The sequence below is a fragment of the Komagataeibacter europaeus LMG 18890 genome (assembly GCF_000285295.1).
Taxonomy (GTDB): domain Bacteria; phylum Pseudomonadota; class Alphaproteobacteria; order Acetobacterales; family Acetobacteraceae; genus Komagataeibacter; species Komagataeibacter europaeus.
Window position 1 is genome coordinate 40,876 of record NZ_CADP01000012.1, and the last position, 16,363, is coordinate 57,238.

The following is a 16,363-nucleotide window of genomic DNA, read 5'->3' on the forward strand; positions in this document are numbered from 1 at the left end:
GCCGGTCGCAGGCGGGCTGGTCATGACGCCCGCGCAGCTGGAACCGGCGGACCCGATGCCCGCCCCCTATGTGGTCAAGCCGCTGAACGAGGGATCGTCCGTGGGGGTGGAAATCATCCTGCCCGGCAGCAACCGCCGTGCCACGGTGGCGGCGGAATGGACCTTTGGCGGCCAGGTTCTGGTGGAAGAATACATCCCCGGCCGGGAACTGACGGTTGGCGTGCTGGAAGACCGCGCGCTGACGGTCACCGACATCACCCCCACGGGCGGCGGCCCCGGCTTTTATGACTACCAGGCCAAATACGCATCCGGCGGGTCGCGCCACGAACTGCCCGCACGCATCCACCCCGACGCCTTTGAACAGGCGCGTGAACTTGCGCTGGCCGCCCACCGCGCGCTGGGCTGCCGGGGGGCCAGCCGCACGGATTTCCGTTATGACGACAGCGCGGGGCCGGATGCGCCCGGCCGCCTGGTCATTCTGGAAACCAATACCCAGCCGGGCATGACACCCACTTCCCTTCTGCCCGAACAGGCCGCGGCCTGCGGCATGGATTACGCCACGTTGTGCCAGTGGATGATCGACCACGCGACCTGCCGTACATGAGGCGACCGACCGACAGCAGCGACCGCCCCTCCCGGCTTTCGATCTTCCTGCGCCGCCAGAAACGCCTGCTGCGCCCGGCACTGCTGGTGCTGGTGCTGCTGGTGATCGGGGTAGGCTGCGTCACGACATTGCGGCATTTCGGGTCCGACCCGCGTTTCGCGCCGCTGCGCGGGCGGATCATCAACATGCTGCCCCTGCGCATTACCGAAATTGACGTGACCGGCTGCGTGCTGACCAGCGAGACATCGCTGCAGCAGGCGCTGGGCGCGCGCATGGGGGACTTCATCCTGGGCTTTTCCGTCACCGCCGCGCGCGAACGCATCGACGCGCTGCCGTTTGTCGATCATTCCGTGGTGGAGCGCCACCTGCCCGGCACCATCATCATCCACCTGTTTGAACGCCGGCCCTTTGCCGTCTGGCAGAATCACGGACATTTCATGCTGATCGACCGCGAGGGCCACCAGGTGCGCGACCAGGGCATGACAGGCAAGGACGCCGAGGCCTTCATGCAGCTGCCGCTGGTGGTCGGCCCCGACGCCAACACCGCGGCCGCCGCCCTGATTGATGAACTGTCCGCCCAGCCTGATGTACGCAGCCATGTCGTGGCTGCATCGCGCGTGGGCCAGCGGCGGTGGAACCTGACCCTGCGCAACGGCACGACCATCCTGTTGCCTGAAGGGCAGGAAGTCGCGGCACTCAAGCGTCTTGCACAATTGCAGGAAAACATAAAAATACTGGACCGGCCGGTGATCGCCATCGACATGCGCCTGCCTGACCGCCAGATCGTGCGTGAAAATCCCGTTGCCCCGAACGACAGTGACCGGGACAGGGACGACACGCCGCCACAGGCTGCCCCCACCGGGGATCAGGCCCCTGCCGCGCCATGGCTTTCTTCCCCCGAAACCGGCCCAAGACGGAGGCGGGCATGAACTATCCAGTGCCGGGCAAGGTCAGGACGACCCTGCCCGCGACCAGGACCACCACACCGGCTGCCCCGGTTCCCGCCATCCGTGGGGCCGGGACGCCAGCGCGCGTGCCCCGCCCGCGGCCCGCGACATCCGTTGTCCCCGCGGGCGAGCGCCTGCCCACGCGCAAGCTGCGCACGGGACCGTTCAGCGTGCTGGATATCGGGTCCACCAAGATCGTATGCCTGATCGGGCGCGGCGAGCCTGACAACACCATCCGCATCCTTGGCCACGGGTGGCGGCGTTCGCATGGCGTGCGCTGTGGCGGGATCGTGGACCTGCGCGAGGCGGAAAGCGCCATCCGCGCCGCCGTGGCGCAGGCGGAGGACATGGCGACGGAACGCCGCGATTCGATTTTCGTCAACCTGTCCTGCGGTCACCCCGAAAGCCGCCACATCAACGCGCGCTGGTCCGTGGGCGGGCGGGAGATCACGGATAACGACGTCAACCGGATCATAAGCGAGGGACGGATGCGCGCCGTGTCCGAAGGGCGGTCGGCCATCCATACCCTGCCGCTGGATTACGCGGTGGATGACACGCAGGAAGTGCTGGACCCGCGCGGGCACCTGTGTGACCTGCTGTCCGCGCGCCTGCATGTGATCGACGCCAACACGACCGCGCTGCGCAACCTGGAAGCCGTGCTGTCACGCGTGGAACTGAAGATCGAGGGGATGGTGTCCTCCCCCCTCGCCTCGGGGCTTGCGGTCATGAACGAGGACGAGCGCAACCTGGGCGCCACCGTGGTGGACATGGGCGGCGGCACCACGTCGATCGGAGTGTTTGGCGAAGGGCGGCTGCTGCATACCGCCACGATTCCCGTAGGCGGGCTGCACATCACGCGCGACATAGCGCACGGGCTGTCCACCTCCATCGACAATGCGGAGCGGCTGAAAACCATGCACGGGTCGGCCGAACTGCTGGCGGGCGACGATCACGATCCCATTCTCGTGCAGCTGATTGGTGACAACGACCATCATTATGTCAGAATTCCGCGCGCAAAGATTGTCTCGATCATACACCCGCGCGTGGAGGAAACCCTGGAGATGGTACGTGACAGGCTGGAAATGGCCGCGGTCGGCCCCGCATCCGACGGCCGCGTCATCCTGACCGGCGGGGGTTCGCTGCTGGAGGGAATCGGGCCGATGGCGGCGCGGATCCTGAACCGCCAGGTGCGCCTGGGCCGCCCGCGCCGCATTGTCGTCCTGCCCGAGAACGCGGCGACGTGGCCGATGTTCTCCACATCCGCGGGGCTTCTGGCCTGGGCAGCGGGGGCGGCGGATGAAATGGGTGAACCCGACACCCGCGACACCCGTCCAGGCAGCCTTGTCAGACGTTTCGTGGATTTCATACGTGACAGGGTATAATCTTGCATGAAAACCCTTTATTGTACTTTTGCCGTTAGTATGCCAGCACGCCTACCCCAATCCATCGGGAGCCAAGCATGACCCTCAACCTGACCATCCCGCAACAGAATCATTCCGATTTCACGCCCCGCATCACAGTGATCGGGGTTGGCGGCGGTGGTACGAATGCGGTGGACAACATGATCCATTCGCAGTTGCAGGGCGTGGAATTCGTCGTCGCCAACACCGATGCCCAGCAGCTTTCCCACAGCAGCGCCGACCGCCGCATCCAGCTTGGCCCCCACCTGACGCAGGGGCTGGGCGCGGGTGCGAAGCCCGAGATCGGCCGCGCCGCCGCGGAAGAAGCGTGCGACGAACTCTCGCGCCATCTTGATGGCGCGCACATGGTCTTCATCACCGCGGGCATGGGCGGCGGAACCGGCACGGGGGCCGCGCCCGTCATTGCCCGCATGGCGCGCGAACGCGGCATCCTGACCGTGGGCGTGGTAACCAAGCCGTTCACGTTCGAAGGGCACCGCCGCGCGAAATCGGCGGAAGCGGGCATTGCCGAACTGCAGCAGTTCGTCGACACCCTGATCATCATTCCCAACCAGAACCTGTTCCGCTTGGCCAATGAGCGCACGAGCTGGAAAGATGCGTTCAAGATGGCGGACAACGTCCTGTACATGGGCGTGCGTGGCGTCACCGACCTGATGATGGCGCCGGGCCTGGTCAACCTCGACTTTGCCGATATCCGCACCATCATGGCGGAAATGGGCAAGGCGATGATGGGCACGGGTGAGGCCGAGGGCGAAAACCGCGCCATCGCCGCGGCCGAGGACGCCATTTCCAACCCGCTGCTGGAAGATACCTCGATGTCCGGCGCGCAGGGGCTGCTGATCAACATCACCGGCGGCGAGGACCTGACCCTGTTCGAAGTGGACCAGGCCGCGAACCGCATCCGTGAAGAAGTGGCGGAAGACGCCAACATCATCTTCGGGTCCGCTATCGATACCTCGATGAACGGGCGCATCCGCGTTTCCGTCGTGGCGACGGGCATCGACAACCCGCCCGGCGGCCACCCCGCCGCGCGCCCGGCGGCACCCCAGGCCGAAGCCGCCCCGGCGCAGCCCGCCCCGGCCGAGGCGCCGCAGCAGGCCGCACCGGTCGCCAGCGCCCCGCCGCCCCAGGGGGCGCCCGCCGCGCCGCAGCAGCCTGCCGCCCCCATGGGCCAGCCCGCCGCCGGCATGCAGCCGCCACGGCCCGCCGCACCGCAGGCGCCTTCGCCCAACGCCGTGCCGCCCCATGTCGCCCAGGCCCAGCGCGCCGGTTCCCCCCGGTCGCCGCTGTTTACCGAAAGCGCCAAGCCGCCCGCGCCGGAACCCCAGCCCGCGCCGCGCAGCCTGTTCGGGATCGTGACCGGCGCGCTGCGCCGTCATTCCACCCCGCCGCAGCCTCCTGAACCCGCCCGCCGGACGGAACCCGCCATGCAGCCCCAGCCACAGCCCCAGCAGCAGCCACAGCAGCCGCAGGGTCAGGCCACGGGCAGCAACCCGACGCCGGATGATGGCGGACTGGATATCCCCGCCTTCCTGCGCCGCCGTTCACCCTGATGACGGTCATGATGCATGGCCTGCCCCCTGCGGGCGGGCCATGCGTCCTTCCTGCCGAACAGGTAACAATAGGCAATAATCCTTGACTGTCCTGGAAAGAGACATGGCAGTAGCATGATACCACGCCAGTTACTGTGAATTCTTCCACACTTCCGTCAAGGATACAGGCAATGAACGGCATGCTGCCGCAAGCACCCGTCCCCTTCGGGACGGCGTCCCGACATGATGGACAGATGCAGCACACCATACGCCAGCCGATCAGCAGCATCGGCACCGGCCTGCATACTGGCAGGCGCATCAGCCTGAAGCTGTCCCCCGCCCCGGAAAATACCGGCATCGTCTTCCGTCGCAACGACATCACCCTGCCGCCGCTTGCGGCACGGTATGACACGGTGGTGGATACGCGGCTGAGCACGGTGCTGGGCGGCGATGGCGGGGATGGGCACGCCGAACGCATCGCCACCATCGAACACCTCATGGCGGCGCTGGCCGGATGCGGTGTCGATAACATCTTCATTGACGTGGATGGCCCGGAAATCCCGGTCTTTGACGGTTCGGCGGCGGAATTCGTGTTCCTGCTGGAATGCGCGGGCATCATGCCGCAGGCCGCCGCGCGCCAGCATATCCACGTGGACCGGACCGTGCGTGTGGAAGATGGCGATGCCTTTGCCGAACTGTCGCCCGCGACCCAGCCCGGCCTGACGATCGATATTTCCATTGATTTCCCGGCCGCCGCCATCGGCCAGCAGCGTTACGTGACGCTGGTGGAACCGGGGGCGTTCCGCCAGCATCTCAGCACCGCGCGGACATTCGTGCTGCAGCCTGAAATCGATTACCTGCATTCCGTGGGGCTGGCCCGTGGCGGATCGCTGGACAACGCCATTGTCGTCAACGGCGACAGCGTGGTGAACCCGTCCGGGCTACGCCACCCGGATGAATTCGTGCGGCACAAGGTGCTGGACGCGATCGGGGACATGTATCTGGCCGGTGGCATGATCAATGGCCAATTCCGTGGGCACAAATCGGGACATACGCTGAACAACCGCCTGTTGCGCAAGGTCTTTGCCGAACAGGCGAACTGGCATCGCGCCCCGCTTGGCGCGCCCCTTTCCACCCCGCAGCCGCAGGCCGCCTGATGCGGGGATGCGAAATCCGCACGTGGAGACTTCACCCGCCACCGGCACATGATATAAAGCTTCCATAACTGGAAGAGCCGGTATGTTCGCACGCACATCACACCATATTCCGCAACCCCTGCCCACCGCGCGCCAGACGGCGCGCTGGCTGGCGCTGCTGCCACTTGCGGGCCTGCTGGCGGCATGTGGGCAGAGTGCCAGCAGCATCAATGAACGCGCGCCGCGCGTCGGCTCGGCGGAGACGTTGTACAACAACGGCGTGGACGCCCTGCGTTCGGACCGGTACCTGCTGTCGGTCAACCAGTTCGATACATTGCAGCGCAACTATCCCTATTCCCAGTACACCGCCAACGCGCAGTTGATGGAAGGGTATGCGAACTACCTGCTGAACAAGTATCCCGAGGCCGTGCAGCAGCTTGACCGCTTCCTGGAACTGCACCCCACCAGCACGGACGCGGCCTATGCCTTTTACCTGCGCGCCCTGTGCTATTATGAACAGGTGGCCGACGTGCAGCGTGACCAGCAGGGCACGATCGAGGCGATGGACGCGCTGGAAGAAGTCATCACCCGCTTTCCCCAGAGCCCCTATGCCCGTGATGCACAGCTGAAGATCGACCTGTGCCGCGACCATCTGGCGGGCAAGGAAATGCTGGTGGGCCGGTGGTACCAGCAGCAGAACGACTACCTTGCCGCGGCTGGCCGCTACCAGCGCGTGGTGCAGGATTTCCAGACCACCAACCACGTGCCCGAGGCGCTGGAACGACTGGTGGAAGTGTATCTGGACATGGGCCTGCTGGAACAGGCGCGCCAGACCGGCTCGGTCCTGGCCTACAACTACCCCAGCAGCAAATGGTACACGGACGCGTACGATCACCTGCGTGCGCATCACCTGATCAAGGGCGTGGAGAGCAAGGACCACAAGCAGGGGCGAAACGTCTTTTCGCGGGCATGGCATTCGGTTTTCTGATTTCCGCCAACGATTATCTGTGCTGAACGGGAAGCCTGCATGCTGACACAGCTCTCGATACGGGATGTGGTCCTGATCGAAAAACTGGATCTGGCCTTTCCCCCCGGCCTGACGGTGCTGACGGGGGAAACCGGGGCTGGCAAGTCCATCCTGCTGGACAGCCTCGGGCTGGCGCTGGGGGAACGGGCCAGCGCGTCGCTGGTACGGGCCGGGTGCGAACAGGCCAGCGTCAGCGCCAGTTTCGAGGTCGCGCCCGACCATCCCCTGCACCAGCTGTTCAGTGAACAGGGCATCGTGCTGGATGACGTTCGCGAGCCCGTGCTGCTGCGCCGGGTCGTGACCACGGACGGGCGGTCACGCGCCTATATCAATGACCAGCCCGTGGCCGTCAGCCTGCTGCGGCGGGCGGCGACCCTGCTGGTGGAAATACAGGGCCAGCATGAACAGATGGGGCTGGCGGACCAGTCAACGCATCTGGACCTGCTGGACGTCTTTGGCGTGCCCGGCGCCCTGCGCACCCGCACCGCCGGGGCCTACCGCAAATGGATCGAGGCCACGGCCGCGCTGGCGGCCGCGCGCGCGGAAATGGAAAATGCCGCGCGGGAGGAAGACTGGCTGCGGCAGGCGGTGGACGACCTGTCCACCCTCGCCCCGCAGGAAGACGAGGAAACGCAGCTTGCCGGCCTGCGCCAGGCATTGCAGCAGGGCGAACGCCGGGCGGAAGCGATTGCCGCCGCCCTGGCCGACCTGGCCCCGCGTGACCGCCGTTCCCCCGGCCCGGCATCGGCGCTGCGCAATGCCAGCCGTGCGTTGCAGCGCCTGCTGCCCGCCCCCACCGACCTGAACCCCGAAGCCGTGGGCGCTGCCGAGCAGGAAGCGGCGCAGGAAGCGCTGAACGCGCTGGAACGCGCGGAGGAAGCGCTGGCGGAAGCGGAAAGCATGCTCTCGCGCCTTGCATCAGACGCGCAGGCCGACCCGCGCCTGCTGGAACAGACGGAAGAACGCCTGTTCGCGCTGCGTGCCGAAGCGCGCAAGCATGGCGTGTCCGTGCCGGAACTGCCGGGACTTCTGGCGGCCTTTACCGACCGTCTGGCCGCCCTTGATTCGGGCAATGCCCGGATCGAGGGACTGGAAGCAACCGTTGCCGAAAATCGCGCGAAGTTCGAGGAAGTGGCCCTTGAACTGACCGCCGCGCGGGAAAAGGCGGCACGCAGGCTGGAACAGGCGGTGATGGCGGAACTGAAGCCGCTGAAGCTGGAGCGTGCGCGCTTCATCGTCTCCCTCGTCCCGCTGGAAGCGGAGGCATGGAACGCACGCGGCAAGGAACAGGCGTCGTTCCTGATCGCCGCCAACCCCGGGCAGCCGCCCGGACCGCTGGCGAAGGTTGCATCGGGGGGCGAACTCTCCCGCCTCATGCTGGCGCTGAAGGTGGTGCTGGCCGGCCGGTCGGCCATTCCCACGCTGGTATTTGACGAAGTGGATTCGGGCGTGGGCGGGGCCACCGCCTCGGCCATCGGGGAACGGCTGTATACCGTGGGCCGCAGCGTGCAGGTGCTGGTTGTCACCCACAGCCCGCAGGTGGCGGCACGGGGGGATGCGCACCTGCGCATAAGCAAGAGCGTGAACAAAGGCCGCACCGAAACCCACGCCGCCCCCCTGGATGCACAGGCACGGCGCGAGGAAATTGCCCGCATGCTGTCTGGCGACACCATCACCCCCGCCGCCCGCGCCGCGGCCGACAGCCTGCTGAAAGGGGTCTGACATGCCCCATGCCGCCCCGCCCGGATCCGTGGCCGAACAGGCGCGTCGCCTGCTGGCGGACAACGCCGCGATGGAATGCGATGAAACCCATGCCCGGACCATGCTGGCGCGGCTTGCCACCGTGCTGCCCGCGCTGGATGCCGCGTATCACCAGCATGACGCGCCGCTGGTGGATGATGCGACCTATGACAGCCTGCGCCGGCTGAATGCCGGGCTGGAAGAACGCTTCCCCGGCCTGCGCCGCGATGACAGCCCGACGGAAAAAGTCGGCGCGCCCGCCAGCGGTCCCTTCCACCGCCACCGGCACATGGTGCCCATGCTGTCGCTGGACAATGTGTTTTCGCGGGATGAATTCGAAGCGTTCATCAGCCGCATCGCCCGTTTTCTGGGACTGGGGGAAGATCAGGCGCGCGCCCTGTCCTTTGTCGCGGAACCCAAGATTGATGGCCTGTCCATCAGCCTGACCTACGAACATGGCCGTTTCGTGCGCGGCACCACGCGCGGCGACGGCACCGAAGGCGAGGACGTAAGCGCCAACCTGCGCACGCTGAAGGACATTCCCGACCAGCTACCGGCCCCCTTCCCCGATGTGATCGAGATCCGGGGCGAGGTCTTCCTGTCCAAGCAGGCCTTCCTTGAACTGAACGCGGCACAGGAACGCGCGGGGGAAAAACCCTTCGCCAACCCGCGCAACGCCGCGGCCGGATCGCTGCGCCAGCTTGACCCGAAGGTGACGGCCCGCCGCCCGCTATCGCTGTTCGCCTATGCCGCCGGCTTCTGCGACGCGCCGCTGGCCCCGACCCATCACGGCTACCTTGAACAGCTTGCGGCGTGGGGGTTCGTGGTCAATCCGCTCAGCACGCGGGTGAAGGACGCGGCCGAGGCCGAAGCCTTCATGGAGCGGCTGACGCTGGAACGCTCGGCGCTGGACTATGATATCGACGGCGTTGTGTACAAGCTGGATGACCGGGCGCTGCAGGACCGCCTTGGTTTTGCCGGGCGCACGCCGCGCTGGGCGGTGGCATGGAAATTCGCGGCCGAACAGGCCGTCACCCGCCTGGAAAAGATCGACATACAGGTCGGCCGCACCGGCGCGCTGACGCCGGTGGCGTTTCTGGAGGCCGTGAATGTGGGCGGCGTGATCGTCACCCGCGCCAGCCTGCATAATGAGGACGAGATCACGCGCAAGGACATCCGCGAGGGCGACCTTGTGCATGTGCAGCGCGCGGGCGACGTGATCCCGCAGGTGACGGGCGTGGTGCTGCCGCGTGACCATGACCGCCCGCCCTTTCACTTCCCCCATACCTGCCCGGTCTGCGGCGCCCATGCCGAACGGCCGGAGGGCGAAGTCGTGTGGCGGTGTTCCGGCGGCCTGACCTGCCCGGCGCAGGTGGTGGAACGGCTGATCCATTTCGTATCGCGCGATGCGTTCGACATTGACGGCTTGGGTGACCGCACGATCGTGGAATTCCATGAACTGGGCTGGCTGCGCACGCCCGCCGATATCTTCCGCCTGCCCGAACACGAAGCCGAAATCGCCAGCCGCGACGGGTGGGGCAAGGTTTCGGCCCGCAATCTGGTCAACGCCATCGCGGCCCGGCGCACCATTGAACTGTCGCGCCTGATCTATGCGCTGGGCATCCGCCGCATCGGCATCAACAACGCCCGCCTGCTGGCCCGGCATTACGGGTCCATGGCCAACTGGCGCCAGCAGATGGAAAAGGCGGCGGTCATCGGGTCGGACGAACGGCTGGAACTGGGATCGATCACCGGAATCGGTTCGGCCATTGCCGATGAACTGGTGTCGTTCTTTGCCGAAGCCCATAACCGCGCCACGCTGGATGACCTGACATCGGTGCTGGCGCAGGTCACGGATGAGGAAATGGTGGCCGAAGGCGCGCTGTCGGGAAAGACCATCGTGTTCACCGGCACGCTGACCACAATGACCCGCCCCGAAGCCCGCGCCGTGGCTGAACGGCTGGGCGCGCGCGTATCCGACAGCGTTTCCAAAAAGACCGACCTTGTGGTGCTGGGTGAAAAGGCCGGGTCCAAGGCCCGCAAGGCCGCCGAGCTGGGTGTCGCCACCATGGACGAAGCCAGCTGGCGCACCCTGGCGGGCATGCCGCCGGTGGGGGGGCAGACCACCTGACGCAGGGGTGTGGGGCATGGGCGGCGCGACGGCCTTGCATGTCCCTGCCACGTAACGTTTACTGTACATAACGCAGTTACAGGAGCATCCGAACGGACCGACACGTCACCTGCCGCAAGGGGATACGGCATGGATTTTCAGGGGGATAACATCTTATGACAGTTTCAGGGCCGCGGGGGCGGCTGCTGACAACGCGCCGCGCACTGCTGGGCATGGCGGGGGCCGCGGGTTCGGGCCTGCTGCGGCCCGCCCGTGCGGAAACCACGCCCGCATGGCGCAGGCCGCTGGCGGAAGCGGACGCCGTGATCGGCTTTGGCCATACCGGGCCGATTACCGATGGCGGGTGGTCCATGGTGCATGACCGGGGCGTGCAGGCCGTGCGCCGCGCGTTCCCGAAAATCCGCACCATCTATGTCGAAAGCGTACCCTATTCCGCCGACGCCACGCGTATTTTCCGGCAGTTCGTGGCCGAAGGGGCGCAGATGGTGTTCGCCACCTCCGAATACGGTGATTTCATCAAGGACGTGTCGGACCGCGCGCCGGACGTGGCCTTCATGGAATGTGACGGCACCAACGTGACCGGCAACCTGGGCTGGTATTACGTGGCGCACTGGTATGCCAGCTACATCATCGGCATTGCGGCGGGCCTTATGACACGCACGGGCAAGATCGGGTTTCTGGGCGCGTTTCCCATCCCGTCGGTCTATGCCTCGGCCAACGCGACGCTGCTGGGCGCGCAGTCGGTCAACCCGTCGGTCACGTTGCAGAGCATCACCATCAACGCATGGTTCGACCCACAGGCCGCGACACAGGCGGCAACCGCGCTGGCGGATAACGGGTGTGACTTCCTATGCGGGATCATGGATGAACCGGCCTATCTGCGCGTGGCGGTGCAGCGCGGACTGAAGGCCGCGATGTGGAACACCGGCATGCTGGATTACGGGCCGGAAGCCTATGTCAGTTCGGTGGACCTTGATTTCAATGATTTCTATGTCTCGCAGGTGCGCGACCTGCTGGCGGGCACATGGCAGCCGCAGGGCCGCTTCCTGACGCTGGGCCACGGCGTGGACCGCGATGCGTGGGGACCGAGCGTGCCGGTCGAGGTCGCGCGTCAGGCCGACGCCATGCGCACGCGCCTGCTGGCGGGCTACAACCCGTTCCGTGGCCCGATCCATGACAACCATGGCCGCCTGCGCGTGCCCGAGGGTGTTACGCTGAGCGATCTGGAAATCTATCACAGCGACTGGGCTGTCGCGGGAGTATCCGGCCTTGAATAAGCAGTCCACTCCCCCCGGCGTGGCGCCCGGCACGCCGCCGGTCCTGCAGTTGCGCGGGATTGGCAAGTTCTTTCCCGGCGTGATCGCCAACAAGGACGTGGACCTTGATGTCTGGCCGGGTGAGATCCATGCCCTGCTGGGTGAAAACGGCGCGGGGAAATCCACGTTGATGAATGTCGTCACCGGCATCTACCAGCCGGAGGAAGGCGAGATCATTCTTGATGGCTACGGCCAGACCTTTACCTCCCCGCAGGAGGCGATCCGCGCGGGCATCGGCATGGTGCACCAGCATTTCAAGCTGGTGCAGGCGTTTACGGTGGCGGAAAACATCCACCTTGGCTGGGACGAAGCGCCGCGCATCGCCTCCCCCGCCGTGATGGAAGCCCGCACGCGCGAGATTTCCGAACGCTTCGGCTTTCCCGTCCGGCCCGATGCGCGCGTATGCGACCTGTCGGCGGGCGAGCAGCAGCGTGTCGAGATCCTGCGCGTGCTGGCGCGCAAGGCCCGCCTGCTGATCATGGACGAACCCACCGCCGTGCTGACGCCGGAGGAGACGGGCGAACTGTTCCGCGCGCTGAAGGCGTTCCGCGCGCAGGGCAACGCCGTCATCATCATCAGCCACAAGCTGGACGAGGTGATGGAGATTTCGGACCGCGTCAGCATCCTGCGTGGTGGTCGCAAGATCGGCACGTTCAACACGGCGGACTGCAACCCGTCCATGCTGGCGGCGACCATGGTGGGGCGCGACATTGTCCGGCGCAACATGCGCGCCCGCCCCGAAGGGGCCGCCCCCATTGCACCCGACCCGGTCATGCAGCTGCGCAATGTCAGCGTGCGTGACGACCGGGGGGTGGACACCCTGCGCGATGTCAGCCTTGACCTGCATGGTGGCGAAATCCTGGGCATTGCCGGGGTCGCGGGTAACGGGCAGCGGGAACTGACACATGTGCTGACGGGGCTCATGGCCCGGACATCGGGGGAAATCCTGCTTGACGGCAACCTTGTGGAACGGGCGGATCCGGCCCTGTTCGTGCAGGCGGGCGTCGGGCATATCCCCGAGGACCGGCTGCGCAGCGCGCTGGCGCCATCGCTGTCGGTCACCACCAACATGGCGCTGCGTGAATACCCCTACCCGCCCATCGGGACACACGGGCTGTATGACGCGCAGGCGGCGGGCGTGCTGGCAGGCGACATTGCGGAACTGGCGCAGGTCACCATTCCCGATTTCGCCATGCCCATCCGCAACCTGTCGGGCGGCAACCAGCAAAGGCTGGTGGCGCGGCGTGAAATCCGTATTGCCAGCCGGGTGCTGGTCGCCGCCTATCCCGCGCGCGGGCTGGATATCGGGGCGATCGCCACCATGCTGGGATACCTGACCGACCTGCGCGACCAGGGCGTGGCCGTCGTGTTCATATCCGAGGACCTGGAAGACCTGCTGAATGTATCGGACCGGATCGGGGTCATGTTCCATGGGCGGCTCATGTCCGTAATCGATGCCGAGGCAGCCGACATGGCCACCATCGGCCTGCTGATGGGCGGCCGGGACGCCGCCGATACCCAACCGGGAGCAACGCAGTAATGGCCGCACGTGCATTCCAGCGCCTGCCCAGCGCACCGGCGGGGCGCATCCTTGTGCTGCGACTGGTGGCGATCGTGCTGTCGCTGTTCATCATCGCGGGCGTGCTGGCGCTGTCGGGGCACAGCCCGGTCACGCTGGCGGAACTGATCCTGCGTTCCACCCTTGGCTCACGCTTCGGGCTGGAGGATCTGGCCCTGTTCATGTGCCCGCTGCTGCTGACCGGGGCGGCGGTGACGGTATGCGGCACGATCGGGCTGTGGAATATCGGGGCGGAGGGCCAGTTCTATGCCGGTGCCATTGCCGCAACCGGCGTCGCCCTGGGCCTGCATGGCCCGGCCTTCGTGCTGCTGCCGGTCATGACCATTGCCGGGATCCTTGGTGGCATGGCGTGGATTACGGTGCCGACGCTGGCACGCGCCTATGCCGGGGTGAATGAAATCATCACCACGCTGCTGCTGAATTTCATCGCGTCGCTGCTGACCTATTACCTGACCACCGGGCCATGGCGGGACCGGATCAGCGGGGCGCAGGTCTCGACCCAGCGCCTGCCGGTCGCCATTCCCGAAATGTGGGGCATCGTGCACTGGGGCTTTCCGGTGGCCATCGTGATCGTCATCGCGCTGGCGCTGGTGCTGTCGCGCACGCGGTGGGGGTATGAAATCCGCATTGGGGGCGCCAATCCCGAAGCCGCGCGCTATGCCGGGATTCCGGTGCGGCTGCGCATCATTTCGGTCATGCTGCTGTCGGGCGGGCTGGCGGGCCTTGCGGGCATGTTTGAAGTGGCGGGCACCGTCCACCGGCTGCAGGGCGGCATGGCCAACAATTTCGGTTATCTGGGGATCGTGGTGGCGGTGCTGGCGCGCGGGTCGTGCCTGAATGTCATCCCGGCCGCGCTACTGATGGCGCTGATCCTTGATTCCGGCATTGTCATGCAGACACAGCAGCTTTCGGCGTCGGTTGTCCTCGCCATTACGGGGCTGATCCTGTTCATGATCGCCATTGGCGATGAACTGGCCCATTACCGGCCCGTGGCCAGCACGACGCCAAAGGGAAAAGCATCATGATCGCGCTACTGACGGGTATGCTGGCCACCGCCGTGCTGGCGGGTGGCGTGCTGGCGCTGGCGGCCCTTGGCGAAGTGCTGGCCGAACGGGTGGGCGTGACCAACCTTGGCGTGGAGGGGCTTATGGCGCTGGGGGCGGTGACGGCGGTCATGACCGTATCATCCGTGCCCTCGCCATGGGTCGGGCTGCTGGTGGCGGGACTGGTCGGGGCCGCGGGCGGCATGGTGTTCGCCTTTGGCGCCGTGGTGATGCGGGCCAACCAGGTGCTGTGCGGGCTGGCGACAACCTTCATGGGGCTGGGGCTGTCCACGGCACTGGGCCACAATTATGCAGGCCAGCCGGTGACGACGACGTTCGGCCATGTCTCCGTGCCGGTACTGTCATCCATTCCGGTCATTGGTCCCGCCCTGTTCGGGCAGAACATCCTGATCGTGCCGATTTACGTGCTGCTGCCGGCACTGGTGCATTTTGTCATGTTCCGCACCCGCCACGGGCTGAACATGCGCGCGGTGGGGGAAAACCCGGCGGCGGCGGATGCCGCGGGCATTCCGGTCATGGCCATGCGGTTCTGGTATGTCACGATCGGCGGTGCGATGGCGGGGCTGGCTGGTGGATACCTGACGCTGACCTATGTGCCCGTATGGTCGGAAGGCATGGTGGCAGGCCGCGGATGGATCGCGCTGGCGCTGGTGATCTTTGCCGGGTACCGCCCGATTATCGTCACCCTGTCCGCGCTGCTGTTCGGGCTGGTGACGGCCCTGTCCTTTGTCGGGCAGGCGCATAACTGGCCGATTGATCCGGCGTTCCTGAACATGCTGCCGTATCTGGGCACCATGGCCTTCATTATCGTGCCGGTCGTAGTCTGGCACCGCATGCGCCGGGTCATGGCGGCCCCCGCGGCACTGGCGCAGCCCTATTACCGCGACGTGCGCTAGGGCGCGCCACCGGGTGGCGCGGGCGGCATTGTCCCGGGGTCATGAAGGCCAACGCCCCTAGCAGCCGTTCAGCGCGCGGATGCCCTGTATATAGTTGCGTCCATCGCGCATGGTTGTCGTAATGGCGGCCCTGCCATTGCAGACGCTTGATTTCGTTGCATAATGATAATTTACGATAAACGTATTGGTATTTTCCTGTACGATATCGATCAGGCGTATGGGATCGGCAAGGCCGCCATAAAACCGGGTCATGTTTTCGGGTGCGAAGGCGGGCCGGGTGCGTTTTTCCGGCACGATCATGGCTGAGGCATTGGCCCCCTGCCCGTCCCCCAATGCGTCATAGAACGCGCGGATTGTCGTTGCCGCGGTTCCATATTCATCCGTAAGGTCCATGGGCTTTGCCTGTGCGGGCGCAATCGACGTTACGGTTACAAGCAGTGGTTCATGGTAATGGCCGGTTTCCGCCGCCATTGGATTCGTAGTTTTTACTGTAACAATCTGATGCAGAAAGCGACGAAACTGGTCAAATACGGGCTGTTGCGCCGTTAACTGGACATCCTGGAAAATATTATTCGGATCAGCAAACCCGTCCACATCATCAGCAATACAGATGGGATCATGCAGTTTCAGTATATAGGACGGTTCCGGTGTATCGCCATTCTGCACATCTTCATAATTGGGCGGCCCGGGAAATATGACATAGTCCAGCGTTCCGGTCAGTTCCGATGGTTCCTGATGCTGCAGATCATAGCATGACCCAGCCCATGCGGCTGTCTGCCAGAAGCCGCATACAATTGAAACCAGCGCAATCGGGAAATATTTTCTCATTCCAAAGCATCCAAAAATAATTTCCTGTAATGTATTTTTATTTACTATCCGTGTCCATGCGGCGGGCAGGACATGATCCTGCATCCTTCAATGAAAAGTAAGCTCCCGGCGACTGACGCCTTGCTGAATACTTCTGGTCTTG

General features: G+C 65.5%; 13 protein-coding genes (1 of these 13 cut by a window edge). 12 read left to right on the top strand and 1 reads right to left on the bottom strand.

Features of this window, described 5'->3' with window-relative positions; all coding sequences use genetic code 11:
• The 12 genes from GEU01_RS06480 to GEU01_RS06535 form a co-directional block, all read left to right on the top strand.
• Positions 1-604: the 3' portion of a D-alanine--D-alanine ligase gene (locus GEU01_RS06480; protein ID WP_019085420.1), read on the top strand. The gene continues 335 nt to the left of window position 1, outside the view; the window shows 604 of its 939 coding nt (coding positions 336-939); its start codon lies off the left edge, out of view; it ends in the stop codon at positions 602-604.
• Complete coding sequence (locus GEU01_RS06485; protein ID WP_019085421.1) at positions 601-1,533, top strand: cell division protein FtsQ/DivIB; 933 nt, start codon at positions 601-603, stop codon at positions 1,531-1,533. Before GEU01_RS06480 ends, GEU01_RS06485 begins: the two co-directional genes overlap by 4 nt.
• Entirely contained in the window at positions 1,530-2,933 is a 1,404-nt protein-coding gene (ftsA, locus tag GEU01_RS06490) for a cell division protein FtsA (RefSeq protein ID WP_026018550.1), read from the top strand. Before GEU01_RS06485 ends, ftsA begins: the two co-directional genes overlap by 4 nt.
• Before the next feature lie 77 nt (positions 2,934-3,010).
• Positions 3,011-4,525 carry a cell division protein FtsZ gene (gene ftsZ / locus GEU01_RS06495; RefSeq protein ID WP_019085423.1) on the top strand — a complete coding sequence of 505 codons (1,515 nt, stop codon included), beginning with the start codon at positions 3,011-3,013 and terminating at the stop codon, positions 4,523-4,525.
• A 170-nt stretch (positions 4,526-4,695) separates the two neighbouring features.
• Positions 4,696-5,661 carry a UDP-3-O-acyl-N-acetylglucosamine deacetylase gene (lpxC, locus tag GEU01_RS06500; protein WP_019085424.1) on the top strand — a complete coding sequence of 322 codons (966 nt, stop codon included), beginning with the start codon at positions 4,696-4,698 and terminating at the stop codon, positions 5,659-5,661.
• Between the two features lie 82 nt (positions 5,662-5,743).
• Positions 5,744-6,628 (top strand): outer membrane protein assembly factor BamD, encoded by an 885-nt coding sequence (locus GEU01_RS06505; RefSeq protein WP_019085425.1) that lies wholly within the window; start codon positions 5,744-5,746, stop codon positions 6,626-6,628.
• Positions 6,629-6,667: 39 nt separating this feature from the next.
• Positions 6,668-8,389 (top strand): DNA repair protein RecN, encoded by a 1,722-nt coding sequence (gene recN / locus GEU01_RS06510; RefSeq protein WP_019085426.1) that lies wholly within the window; start codon positions 6,668-6,670, stop codon positions 8,387-8,389.
• A 1-nt stretch (position 8,390) separates the two neighbouring features.
• Complete coding sequence (ligA, locus tag GEU01_RS06515) at positions 8,391-10,538, top strand: NAD-dependent DNA ligase LigA (RefSeq protein ID WP_019085427.1); 2,148 nt, start codon at positions 8,391-8,393, stop codon at positions 10,536-10,538.
• Positions 10,539-10,693: 155 nt separating this feature from the next.
• Positions 10,694-11,815: a BMP family ABC transporter substrate-binding protein gene (locus GEU01_RS06520; protein ID WP_019085428.1), complete on the top strand. Its 1,122-nt coding sequence runs from the start codon at positions 10,694-10,696 to the stop codon at positions 11,813-11,815.
• Between the two features lie 19 nt (positions 11,816-11,834).
• Positions 11,835-13,394: an ABC transporter ATP-binding protein gene (locus GEU01_RS06525; RefSeq protein WP_019085429.1), complete on the top strand. Its 1,560-nt coding sequence runs from the start codon at positions 11,835-11,837 to the stop codon at positions 13,392-13,394.
• A complete protein-coding gene (locus GEU01_RS06530; RefSeq protein WP_010509244.1) occupies positions 13,394-14,458 on the top strand; it encodes an ABC transporter permease in 1,065 nt (354 codons plus the stop codon). The genes GEU01_RS06525 and GEU01_RS06530 overlap by 1 nt, the downstream gene beginning before the upstream one ends.
• On the top strand, positions 14,455-15,393 hold the full coding sequence (locus tag GEU01_RS06535; RefSeq protein WP_019085430.1) for an ABC transporter permease: 939 nt from the start codon (positions 14,455-14,457) through the stop codon (positions 15,391-15,393). The genes GEU01_RS06530 and GEU01_RS06535 overlap by 4 nt, the downstream gene beginning before the upstream one ends.
• A gap of 57 nt (positions 15,394-15,450) precedes the next feature.
• On the opposite strand, the gene GEU01_RS06540 is transcribed toward GEU01_RS06535, so the two are convergent.
• On the bottom strand, positions 15,451-16,221 hold the full coding sequence (locus tag GEU01_RS06540; RefSeq protein WP_019085431.1) for a hypothetical protein: 771 nt from the start codon (positions 16,219-16,221) through the stop codon (positions 15,451-15,453).
• Positions 16,222-16,363 lie beyond the last annotated feature (142 nt).